Source organism: Citrobacter europaeus, assembly GCA_020099315.1.
GTDB lineage: Bacteria > Pseudomonadota > Gammaproteobacteria > Enterobacterales > Enterobacteriaceae > Citrobacter > Citrobacter europaeus.
This window is the reverse complement of the sequence record CP083650.1, coordinates 649,863-661,768: the sequence shown is the minus strand read 5'-3', so window position 1 is coordinate 661,768 and position 11,906 is coordinate 649,863. Positions and strand designations below refer to the sequence as shown.

11 protein-coding genes are annotated in these 11,906 nt (G+C 53.9%); 7 read left to right on the top strand and 4 right to left on the bottom strand.

From position 1 onward, the window contains the following. Positions 1-8 precede the first annotated feature (8 nt). On the top strand, positions 9-668 hold the full coding sequence (gene rluA, locus LA337_03160) for a bifunctional tRNA pseudouridine(32) synthase/23S rRNA pseudouridine(746) synthase RluA (GenBank protein UBI16709.1): 660 nt from the start codon (positions 9-11) through the stop codon (positions 666-668). 95 nt (positions 669-763) lie between these two features. Here rluA and djlA read toward each other — a convergent pair whose 3' ends face one another. Then, entirely contained in the window at positions 764-1,579 is an 816-nt protein-coding gene (gene djlA / locus LA337_03155; protein UBI16708.1) for a co-chaperone DjlA, read from the bottom strand. Positions 1,580-1,958: 379 nt separating this feature from the next. Here djlA and lptD point away from each other — a divergent pair, with 379 nt between their 5' ends. Genes lptD through apaH form a run of 6 tightly spaced genes read left to right on the top strand, consistent with a single transcriptional unit; the run spans position 1,959 to position 8,704 of the window. Continuing rightward, positions 1,959-4,319, top strand: coding sequence for an LPS assembly protein LptD (lptD, locus tag LA337_03150; GenBank protein UBI16707.1), 2,361 nt, complete (start codon positions 1,959-1,961; stop codon positions 4,317-4,319). Positions 4,320-4,372: 53 nt separating this feature from the next. Then, the gene (gene surA, locus LA337_03145; protein UBI16706.1) at positions 4,373-5,659 is read left to right on the top strand and encodes a peptidylprolyl isomerase SurA; all 1,287 of its coding nucleotides are present in this window, start codon (positions 4,373-4,375) and stop codon (positions 5,657-5,659) included. After that, the gene (gene pdxA, locus LA337_03140) at positions 5,659-6,651 is read left to right on the top strand and encodes a 4-hydroxythreonine-4-phosphate dehydrogenase PdxA (GenBank protein ID UBI16705.1); all 993 of its coding nucleotides are present in this window, start codon (positions 5,659-5,661) and stop codon (positions 6,649-6,651) included. The genes surA and pdxA overlap by 1 nt, the downstream gene beginning before the upstream one ends. Next, entirely contained in the window at positions 6,644-7,465 is an 822-nt protein-coding gene (gene rsmA / locus LA337_03135) for a 16S rRNA (adenine(1518)-N(6)/adenine(1519)-N(6))-dimethyltransferase RsmA (protein ID UBI16704.1), read from the top strand. The genes pdxA and rsmA overlap by 8 nt, the downstream gene beginning before the upstream one ends. A gap of 2 nt (positions 7,466-7,467) precedes the next feature. Continuing rightward, on the top strand, positions 7,468-7,845 hold the full coding sequence (gene apaG / locus LA337_03130) for a Co2+/Mg2+ efflux protein ApaG (protein UBI16703.1): 378 nt from the start codon (positions 7,468-7,470) through the stop codon (positions 7,843-7,845). A 10-nt stretch (positions 7,846-7,855) separates the two neighbouring features. Continuing rightward, entirely contained in the window at positions 7,856-8,704 is an 849-nt protein-coding gene (gene apaH, locus LA337_03125; GenBank protein ID UBI16702.1) for a bis(5'-nucleosyl)-tetraphosphatase (symmetrical) ApaH, read from the top strand. 66 nt (positions 8,705-8,770) lie between these two features. On the opposite strand, the gene folA is transcribed toward apaH, so the two are convergent. The 3 genes from folA to kefF form a co-directional block, all read right to left on the bottom strand. Beyond that, positions 8,771-9,250, bottom strand: coding sequence for a type 3 dihydrofolate reductase (gene folA / locus LA337_03120; GenBank protein UBI16701.1), 480 nt, complete (start codon positions 9,248-9,250; stop codon positions 8,771-8,773). A 198-nt stretch (positions 9,251-9,448) separates the two neighbouring features. Continuing rightward, on the bottom strand, positions 9,449-11,311 hold the full coding sequence (gene kefC / locus LA337_03115) for a glutathione-regulated potassium-efflux system protein KefC (protein UBI16700.1): 1,863 nt from the start codon (positions 11,309-11,311) through the stop codon (positions 9,449-9,451). Then, entirely contained in the window at positions 11,304-11,834 is a 531-nt protein-coding gene (kefF, locus tag LA337_03110) for a glutathione-regulated potassium-efflux system oxidoreductase KefF (GenBank protein UBI16699.1), read from the bottom strand. Before kefF ends, kefC begins: the two co-directional genes overlap by 8 nt. Positions 11,835-11,906 lie beyond the last annotated feature (72 nt).

Sequence of the window (11,906 nt, the reverse complement as noted above, 5' to 3'; positions counted from 1 at the left end):
AGCCATACATGGGGATGGAAAACTATAATCCGCCGCAGGAACCCTGGCTGGTTATCCTGTATCAGGATGAGCACATTATGGTGGTCAACAAACCGAGCGGCTTGTTGTCCGTGCCGGGCCGTCTGGATGAGCACAAAGACAGCGTGATGACGCGCATTCAGCGCGATTATCCGCAAGCTGAATCCGTACATCGTCTGGATATGGCCACCAGCGGCGTGATTGTAGTGGCGCTAACGAAAGCGGCAGAGCGCGAACTAAAGCGCCAGTTTCGCGAACGTGAGCCGAAGAAACAGTATGTTGCGCGCGTGTGGGGGCATCCCGCTCCTGCCGAGGGACTGGTTGATTTACCGCTGATTTGCGACTGGCCGAACCGGCCAAAGCAGAAAGTGTGTTATGAGACCGGAAAATCGGCGCAGACCGAGTATGAGGTGGTGGAGTTCGCGGCGGATAACACCGCCCGGGTTGTGCTCAAACCCATTACCGGACGCTCCCACCAGCTGCGTGTGCATATGCTGGCATTAGGGCATCCGATCCTGGGCGACCGCTTCTACGCCCCGCCACAAGCCCTGGCGTTAGCACCGCGCCTGCTGCTGCACGCAGAGATGTTAACCATCACGCATCCCGAATACGGCAACAGTATGACGTTTAAAGTCCCGGCGGATTTTTAAATTCTGAGCCAATTTATGCCGGGGGCGCTTCGCTTGCCCGGCCTACATTCATCAACGTAGGTCGGATAAGGCGCTAGCCGCATCCGGCAATTCAATCACTTGAATCCTTTTTGATCCTTAATCAGCTCGTACGCCTTCTGAATTTCCTGCGCTTTTTGCTTCGCCATTTCCATCATTTCTGGCGGCAGGCCTTTCGCCACCAGTTTGTCCGGATGGTGCTCGCTCATCAGCTTACGGTATGCGCGCTTAATGGTGGTCGCATCATCGGTCGCTTTCACTCCCAGTACATTACAGGCATCTTCCAGCGTCGGGCCGCGTTGCGCTTGCTGCCAGCCGCCGCCGCCGGACTGCTGTTGATACCCGCCGCCAAACTGCGCGCCGCCCTGCATCATGCGCAGGAACTGATCAAATTGGGTACGTGAGATCCCCAACTCTTCAGCAATCACATACAGCACTTCACGCTCGTTAGGATGCAACGACCCATCGGCAAATGCCGCCTGGATCTGAATCTCCAGAAACATGCGGATCAGATCGAATCGACCAAAACAGACGCTGCGAAACTGACGCATCTTTTCACGTAATGGGTAATTGTCTGATTTTCCCACCCGGAAGGCGTGTTGCGCGGCGGTGCGCGAATCTCCGTGCAAATTCATCCGATCCATCAATTGGCTGGCGATATGAATATCGGCTTCCGTGACGCGACCTTTGGATTTGGTCAGATGCCCCATCACCTCAAAGGTGGTGGCAAAAAACAGCGCCTGGCGTTCACGTTGGTTGGCAAACCAAGCCATTTTGCGCATGCGGGCTTTGTCGAACATGTGGCCAACTAACAGGCCCAGAACCACACCCCAGAAGCCGCCGCCCATCATTAAGGCCACGGCTACACCAATTATCTTTCCCCAATACTGCATAGACTCCCCAAACCTTTATGCTCTCAGCCAGGCTATGTCCCACAATATAAGGTGCTTTTACCGATTTGCGGCTGCGGTCAATTGTGGGACATCGCCTATAATTTGCATTATCATACCTGTCATTCAATGCCGTGCCTAACACCACAAACGCTATACCCGTTGGATTTCGAGTTGCAGCAAGGCGGCAACGTAGTGAGTCCCCTGTAGCTTACTCATGTAAGTGACTGGTGTGAACGAGGAAGACAACGACGATGCAGCTTGAAAGGTGGCGGGTATAAAATGGGCAGGATTAATACTAGCGAAGTGAAGATGAGATAAGTTAGGCTGTGACCGTTTGTCACGCGCGACGCTACTGATGATGGAACAATAAATACAACGTATGAAAAAACGTATTCCCACTCTTCTGGCCACCATGATTGCCAGCGCCCTCTATAGCCATCAGGGCCTGGCAGCCGATCTCGCCTCACAGTGTATGCTGGGCGTGCCAAGCTATGACCGTCCTCTGGTACAGGGCGAGACCAATGAATTACCCGTCACCATCAATGCCGACAACGCCAAAGGGAATTACCCGGATGACGCGGTGTTTACCGGCAACGTGGACATCGCACAGGGTAATAGCCGCCTGCAGGCAGACGAAGTGCAGCTTCACCAGAAGCAAGCCGATGGCCAACCGGAGCCAGTACGTACCGTCGATGCGCTGGGCAATGTCCATTATGATGATAATCAGGTTATTCTGAAGGGGCCGAAGGGCTGGTCTAACCTGAATACCAAAGATACCAACATCTGGGAAGGTGACTACCAGATGGTAGGCCGTCAGGGGCGCGGAAAAGCCGACCTGATGAAGCAGCGTGGGGAAAACCGCTATACCATTCTGGAAAACGGTAGCTTCACCTCCTGTCTGCCTGGTTCCGATACCTGGAGCGTTGTCGGTAGCGAAGTCATTCATGACCGTGAAGAACAGGTCGCGGAGATCTGGAACGCCCGCTTTAAACTGGGTCCGGTTCCGATCTTTTACAGTCCTTATTTACAGTTGCCCGTTGGTGATAAGCGCCGTTCCGGTTTCCTGATCCCGAACGCAAAATATTCTACCAAGAACTATTTTGAGTTCTACCTGCCGTACTACTGGAACATTGCGCCCAATATGGACGCCACTATCACGCCGCATTATATGCACCGTCGTGGCGGGATCATGTGGGAGAACGAATTCCGCTACCTCACTCAGGCTGGTGCGGGCCTGATGGAGTTCGATTATCTGAACTCCGATAAAGTGTACGAGGATGAACATCCGAAAGATGACAATTCACGTCGCTGGCTGTTTTACTGGCAACACGCCGGTGTAATGGACCAGGTGTGGCGTTTCAACGTCGACTACACCAAAGTCAGCGACTCCAGCTACTTTAATGATTTCGATAACAAATACGGTTCCAGTACCGACGGCTACGCCACGCAAAAATTCAGCGTTGGCTACGCGGTACAGAACTTTGACGCCACGGTTTCGACCAAGCAGTTCCAGGTCTTTGACGATCAGAATACAAGTAGTTATTCCGCTGAGCCGCAGTTAGATGTCAACTTCTACCAAAATGACGTTGGTCCGTTTGATACCCGCATTTATGGCCAGGCGGTGCATTTCGTTAACACCAATGACGACATGCCGGAAGCCACACGTGTTCACCTGGAACCGACTATCAACCTGCCGTTATCGAATAACTGGGGAAGTATCAATACCGAAGCGAAACTGCTGGCAACGCACTATCAGCAGACCAACCTGGATTGGTACAACAATAACCCGAGTAACGTTAACAAGCTCGATGATTCAGCCAACCGCGTCATGCCGCAGTTTAAAGTTGATGGCAAGATGGTGTTCGAGCGTGACATGCAAATGCTGGCGCCGGGTTATACCCAGACGCTGGAGCCACGCGCTCAGTACCTGTACGTCCCGTATCGCGACCAAAGTCATATCTATAACTATGACTCGTCCCTGCTGCAAGCTGACTATAGCGGCCTGTTCCGTGACCGTACCTATGGCGGCCTGGACCGTATCGCTTCCGCCAACCAGGTGACGACCGGGGTCACATCTCGCGTTTATGATGACGCAGCCGTTGAACGTTTTAATATTTCTGTGGGTCAAATCTACTATTTCACCGAGTCTCGCACCGGCGATGACAACATTAAATGGGAGAATGACGACAAAACAGGTTCACTGGTATGGGCGGGCGACACCTACTGGCGCATCTCCGATCGTTGGGGTTTACGCAGTGGGATCCAGTACGACACGCGTCTGGACAGCGTCGCAACCAGCAGCAGCAGTATCGAATACCGTCGCGACGAAAACCGTATGCTGCAGCTGAACTACCGTTACGCCAGTTCGGAGTATATCCAGGCCACTCTGCCGTCTTACTACTCCACGGCAGAGCAGTATAAAAACGGGATTTCGCAGGTGGGCGCAGTGGCAAGCTTCCCGATCGCCGATCGCTGGTCGATTGTCGGAGCTTACTACTTCGACACCAACGTGAACAAAGAAGCGGACTCCATGCTGGGCCTGCAGTACAACTCCTGCTGTTACGCCATTCGCTTCGGCTACGAACGTAAGCTGAACGGTTGGGATGACACTCAGAAACATGCAGTTTATGACAACACGATCGGCTTTAATATCGAACTGCGCGGCCTGAGCTCCAACTACGGTCTCGGCACCAACCAAATGTTGCGTTCGAACATTTTGCCGTATCAAAGCTCTTTATGATCTGATTGATTTACAACGTAATCCGCATTGCGGTTAATTGAAATGGAAAAAGTATGAAGAACTGGAAAACGCTGCTTCTCGGTATCGCCATGATCGCGAATACCAGTTTCGCTGCCCCACAGGTAGTCGATAAAGTCGCAGCCGTCGTCAATAACGGCGTCGTTCTGGAAAGCGACGTCGATGGCTTAATGCAGTCAGTAAAACTTAATGCAGGTCAGGCTGGTCAGCAGTTACCGGACGATGCCACGCTGCGTCATCAGATCCTGGAACGTTTGATCATGGATCAAATCCTCCTGCAGATGGGTCAGAAGATGGGTGTGAAAATCTCTGACGAGCAGTTGGATCAGGCTATCGCCAATATCGCCAAGCAGAACAACATGACGCTGGATCAGATGCGCAGCCGTCTGGCACAGGATGGCTTAAGTTATTCGACCTATCGTAGCCAGATCCGCAAAGAGATGACCATCTCTGAAGTGCGTAACAACGAAGTTCGCCGTCGCGTCACTATCCTGCCTCAGGAAGTGGATGCCCTGGCACAGCAGGTCGGCAACCAGAACGATGCCAGCACCGAGCTGAACCTGAGCCACATTCTGATCCCATTACCGGAAAACCCAACCTCCGACCAGGTTAACGCGGCTGAAAGCCAGGCGCGCTCGGTTGTTGATGAAGCGCGTAACGGTAGCGATTTCGGCAAACTGGCCATCACTTATTCAGCCGACCAACAGGCGCTGAAAGGCGGCCAGATGGGTTGGGGACGTATTCAGGAGCTGCCGGGTATCTTCGCCCAGGCGTTAAGTACCGCGAAAAAAGGCGATATCATCGGCCCAATTCGTTCAGGTGTCGGCTTCCACATCCTGAAAGTGAACGACATGCGTGGCCAAAGCCAGAGCATCTCCGTGACTGAAGTTCACGCCCGCCACATTCTGCTTAAGCCGTCGCCGATCATGACCGATCAACAGGCGCGTCTGAAGCTGGAACAAATCGCGGCAGATATTAAGAGCGGTAAAACTACCTTCGCGGCAGCGGCTAAAGAGTTTTCTCAGGATCCCGGTTCTGCTAACCAGGGCGGCGATCTGGGCTGGGCTGCAGCGGATATTTTTGACCCTGCTTTCCGCGATGCGCTGACCAAACTTAATAAAGGCCAGATGAGCGCCCCGGTGCACTCCTCTTTCGGTTGGCATTTGATCGAACTGCTGGACACGCGTAACGTTGATAAAACTGACGCGGCGCAGAAAGACAGAGCTTACCGTATGCTGATGAACCGTAAATTCTCGGAAGAAGCAGCAACCTGGATGCAGGAACAGCGCGCCAGCGCCTACGTTAAAGTTCTGAGCAACTAATGACTCGTACTCAACGCGTTGTTATCACTCCCGGCGAACCCGCCGGGATTGGCCCGGACCTGGTGGTTCAGCTCGCCCAGCGCAAGTGGCCTGTAGAACTCGTTGTCTGTGCGGATGCAGCACTCCTCAGTGACCGGGCAGCGATGCTCGGTTTACCGCTTTCACTCCTCCCATACTCTCCAGATATCCCAGCCAAACCGCAATCAGCAGGCACATTGACGCTGTTACCGATTGCGCTGCGGGCACCTGTTGTCGCGGGTCAGTTGGCGGTAGAGAACGGGCAATATGTAGTGGATACGCTGGCTCGCGCCTGCGATGGTTGTCTGCAAGGTGAGTTTGCGGCGCTGATCACCGGTCCGGTTCACAAGGGTGTAATCAATGACGCAGGCGTCCCGTTTACCGGGCATACCGAGTTTTTTGAAGAGCGCTCACAGGCAAAGAAAGTCGTCATGATGCTGGCGACGGAAGAGCTGCGCGTTGCCCTGGCAACCACGCATTTGCCGCTCAGAGCCGTTGCCGACGCCATTACGCCCGCCCTGCTTCAGGAAGTGATCGGCATTTTGCATCATGATTTGCGCACCAAATTCGGCATTGCCGATCCGCATATCCTGGTGTGCGGTCTAAACCCGCATGCCGGTGAAGGCGGTCATATGGGAACGGAAGAGATAGACACCCTCATTCCGGTACTCGATGAACTGCGTGCGCAAGGGATGAAATTAAACGGTCCGCTGCCCGCAGATACGCTGTTTCAGCCCAAATATCTCGACCACGCGGATGCCGTGCTGGCAATGTACCACGATCAGGGTCTCCCCGTGCTAAAATACCAGGGATTTGGTCGCGGTGTGAATATCACGCTGGGCCTGCCCTTTATTCGCACATCCGTCGATCACGGCACCGCACTTGAACTTGCGGGTCGTGGGCAAGCAGATGTCGGCAGTTTTATTACGGCGCTTAATCTCGCCATCAAAATGATTGTTAATACTAATGAATAATCGAGTCCATCAGGGCCACTTAGCCCGTAAACGTTTCGGGCAAAACTTCCTCAACGATCAATTTGTGATCGAAAGTATTGTCTCTGCTATCAACCCGCAGAAAGGTCAGGCTATGGTCGAAATCGGCCCGGGCCTGGCAGCATTGACCGAACCCGTTGGCGAACGCCTGGACAAGCTCACGGTCATTGAGCTGGACCGCGATCTCGCCGCGCGCCTGCAAACACACCCGTTTTTAGGGCCAAAGCTGACGATTTATCAGCAAGATGCCATGACCATGAACTTTGGCGAACTGGCACAAACGATGGGTCAGCCGCTGCGCGTATTCGGCAACCTGCCGTACAACATCTCCACGCCGCTGATGTTCCATCTTTTTACCTATACTGATGCCATTGCCGACATGCATTTCATGTTGCAAAAAGAGGTGGTCAATCGTCTGGTTGCAGGGCCAAACAGTAAAGCGTATGGTCGATTAAGCGTCATGGCGCAGTATTACTGCAATGTGATCCCGGTACTTGAAGTGCCGCCATCTGCATTTACGCCTGCGCCTAAAGTCGATTCCGCCGTCGTGCGTCTGGTCCCTCACGCGACAATGCCGTACCCGGTTAAAGATGTCCGTGTGCTGAGCCGTATTACCACCGAAGCGTTTAATCAGCGCCGTAAAACGGTGCGTAACAGCCTCGGTAACCTGTTTAGCGTTGAAGTACTGACAGAGCTGGGCATTGATCCGGCGATGCGAGCGGAAAATATCTCTGTCGCGCAATACTGCCGGATGGCTAACTATCTGTCAGAAAACGCGCCATCGAAGGAGAGTTAAACATGATCAATTCGCCCCGAGTGTGCATTCAGGTACAAAGCGTCTACATTGAGGCGCAATCCTCACCTGATGATGAACGTTACGTTTTTGCTTATACCGTGACTATCCGCAATTTGGGGCGAGCGCCTGTGCAGCTGTTGGGGCGTTATTGGCTGATCACCAATGGTCATGGTCGCGAAACCGAAGTTCAGGGCGAAGGTGTGGTTGGCGTTCAGCCCCACATCGAACCTGGCGAAGAGTACCAGTACACCAGCGGTGCAGTGATTGAAACGCCGCTGGGCACCATGCAGGGTCATTACGAAATGATTGATGAGCAAGGAATCGCCTTTACCATCGACATTCCCGTGTTCCGACTCGCCGTTCCTACACTCATTCATTAAAACAATAGCTATGGCAACATACCTCATTGGCGACGTTCACGGTTGTTACGATGAACTGGTAGCCTTGCTGCACCAGGTAGACTTTAATCCAGAACAAGACACCTTATGGCTCACCGGCGATCTGGTCGCCCGTGGGCCAGGGTCGTTAGACGTTTTACGCTACGTTAAATCGCTGGGCGACAGCGTACGGTTAGTCCTCGGCAATCACGATTTACACCTGCTGGCCGTGTTTGCCGGCATCAGTCGGAATAAACCAAAAGATCGGCTTACGCCGCTGCTTGAAGCACCGGATGCTGATGCATTGCTTAACTGGCTCCGCCGCCAGCCACTGTTGCAGGTAGATGAAGAGAAGAAACTGGTGATGGCGCACGCAGGGATTACCCCACAGTGGGACCTGCAGACGGCGAAGGACTGTGCTCGCGATGTTGAAGCCGTATTGTCGAGCGATTCGTATCCCTTCTTCCTGGATGCGATGTATGGCGACATGCCAAACAACTGGACCCCGGAACTGACCGGTCTGGCCCGCCTGCGTTTTATTACCAATGCGTTTACCCGCATGCGTTACTGCTTTCCCAATGGTCAGTTGGATATGTACAGCAAAGAGTCGCCAGAAGATGCGCCAGCCCCGCTGAAGCCGTGGTTTGCCATTCCAGGCCCAGTCAGTGAAGCCTATAGCATTGCTTTCGGGCACTGGGCATCGCTGGAGGGCAAAGGCACGCCAGAAGGTATTTACGCGCTGGATACGGGGTGTTGCTGGGGAGGCGATCTCACCTGTCTGCGCTGGGAAGACAAACAGTACTTCGTGCAGCCATCAAATCGCCATTTGAATCTGGATCCCGGCGAGGCGGTCAACGCCTGATAGTCGTCTGCCGGATGCGGTGCTCGCACCTTATCCGGCCTACGAATCTGCCATCAGGCACCCAAATTAACGACGCTCCAGAATCTCGAAGCAATAGCTGTGGGAGTTTTGCGCGTCGGCATCGTGGAATTCACTGAACACCGATTCCCAGTCATCCGGTTCGTAGTCCGGGAAATGCGTATCCCCTTCAACTTCCGCATCGATGTGCGTCAGATACAGTTTCTGCGCTTTCGGCAGGAACTGCTCATACACACGTCCACCGCCAATCACCATAATTTCAGGTTCATCGCCGCAGGCCGCAATCGCTTCATCAACAGACTTCACCCACTGCACGCGATCGTCGGTGCCTGGCTTGCTGCTGATGACGATATTTTTACGCCCAGGCAACGGTCGCCCGATGGATTCCCAGGTGTGGCGTCCCATGACAACCGGCTTATTTAAGGTATTACGTTTAAACCAGGCGAGATCGGCAGGTAGGTTCCACGGCATGGCGTTTTCCATACCGATGACGCGATCTACCGCTAACGCCGCAATCAGACTGATCATTGAATGTTTCCCGGATACAAAAAAATTGTCGCCACTATACGGAAAGCGCAATCTTTCGTCGACTGGCGGAAAGAGGATGAGCATGAAAATTTTCCGTTCTGCTGGCGAACCGACCTATTTAAGGTGGTACGCCAGCATTACAGTAGTTCAAAAACAGCCAATTAGCAGTAAAGTTTGCAGAACATCACATTTTTTACCCTATGCTGACGGTTTCACTTCCGGCTCATCGGCGACGTCGCCCGTATGCTTACCTTCATCCGTGCCTTGCCAGCCATGGCGTTGAATCAACGATAAGTGCTGACGATCTTCCGCAATAATTTCACTCAGCATTGCGCTGGTGCGTTTATAAACCGCCGCGCGGGAAGTCGCGTCATTTTCCCCTTTCACCATCTCCTCAACCATCAGCGTATTGAAGCGGCGGAATACGTCGGCCCGCTCTCGCGCTTCATAGCGGCCAAGCCCGAGCCCTTCCAGTGCCAGGCGTCCGGTCTTCAGTGCGCCTTCAAAGGTTTCACGTTCCGGCATATCCACGCCCGCCTGGCGCAGCCGGATGTAATGATCCACGTCGCGCGCACGGGCAATAATTTGCAGATGCGGGAAATGCTCCTTCACCATTTCGGTCAGTTGCAGGCTGGTTTGCGGATCGTCAATAGCGTTAATAATGACTTCGGCTTTAGCCGCCCCGGCAGACTCGAGCAGATCCATCCGGGTCGCATCGCCATAGAATACCTTCATGCCGAATTTACGCAGCGTTTCGATATGGTCCGGGTCATGGTCAAGAACCACCATTTTGACCCCACTCGACAGCAACAGACGACCGGTTATCTGGCCAAAACGCCCGAACCCGGCGATGATCACCCGCGGCTGTTCCTCGTCAATTTCATCGGCCTCCCGCTCTTCACCGGTCGCCGATTTTTCCAGACGCGTCAAAATCACCAGTAAAATCGGCGTGGCCGCCATCGACAGCGCCACCGCCAGCGTGAGAGATTTCGCCCAGTCAGGGTCAAGCACGTTTGCCATTTGCGCCGCGCCAAACACCACGAAAGCAAACTCACTTCCCTGCCCTAATAATACGGCAAACCATCTGCGCTGCTTGTTCGGTACCTGTAAGGGTTTCGCTATCAGCCACAGCATGACGGTTTTGATAACCAGGAAACCGACCAGCAGGATGATAATACGCAAGGGATTATCAATCAGCGTACCAAAGTCGATAGACATCCCCACACCGATAAAGAACAGTCCCAGCAACAACCCTTTAAACGGCTCAATATCGCTTTCCAGCGCGTGGCGATACTCAGAGCTCGCCAGCAGCACACCGGCCAGGAATGCCCCCATCGCCATCGACAGTCCAACCTCTTCCAACAGCAGACCGAAGCCAAACACGAGGAACAGCGCAACGGCACTGAATACTTCCCGCAGGCCCGAGCGGGCGACAAAACGTAAGGCCGGACGTGTCACATAACGCCCCAACACTACCACCAATACCAGCGCGCCCGCCACCTTAAGGGCAGACAATGCAAACGCCCCAAGCGTTGTTGATGCGCCGCTCGCCGCCAGTAATGGGATCATCGCGACCAGTGGAATAGCGGCGATATCCTGGAACAGCAGCACAGCAAATGCGCTACGCCCCAGTTGCGACACCATCAGGTTACGTTCATTCATCGCCTGCATAGCGATGGCCGTGGAGGAAAGTGCCAGCGTCATGCCGATCAGTTCCGCTACCTGCCAGCGCAGGCCAAGGAACATACAGAACAAACCAATCAGACCACCGCAAACCACCATCTGCAGCGCGCCGCCGCCGAACACCGAGGCTCTCAGTTTCCACAAACGTTGCGGATCCAGCTCCAGGCCGATAACAAACAGCATCAGCACCACGCCGATCTCCGCAAAATGCAGGATTGATTCGGCGTCCGTCACCAGCCTCAGACCCCAGGGTCCGATAATACATCCGGCGATAAGATACCCCAGCACCGACCCCAGCCCCAGCCGCACGGCGATGGGGACAATCAGTGCCGCCGAGCCGAGATAAATCAGCGCCTGTATCAGCGTATGGCTATCCATGATGAACCTCCTGCCACTCCAGCAGACGTTGTTTGTAATGACGCGCCTGCGCCTGCAGGGTTTCATCATCGCAGATAAACGTACAGTGCATCGCAAACGGCGGCAGCCATTTGAGGCCACAATAAAGCGCCGTTGCCTGTAAGGGCTGGGAGAGCACATCAAATCCAGGATGGGAGCCAATATCAAAGTGGTTTTCACCGCCGCCGGTGGTCACTGCCCATAGCAAATGCTTGCCGTGGAGCGCAGTTCCACCGTGACCGTACGCCCAACCGTGCGAAAGGACCTTATCCATCCACAGCTTGAGTAACGGAGGTGTGCTATACCACTGCATCGGATGCTGCCAGATGATCAAATCAGCGCGCGACAGCGCATCCTGTTCAGCGGCAATATCGATATTGAAGTCGGGGTAGAGCTGGTAGAGCGAGCGGATCTCCACGCCCTCCAGCGTCCTTGCCTGTTCAAGCATCCGCTTATTCGCATGCGAGTGCTGCGGATAGGGATGCGCATAAATGATGAGGATCATGATTAGCCTGTTTCACTGCATTATTGTAATAACAGTGAGTTTAGTCAGTTAATCCACAGGCTAACAGTCAAT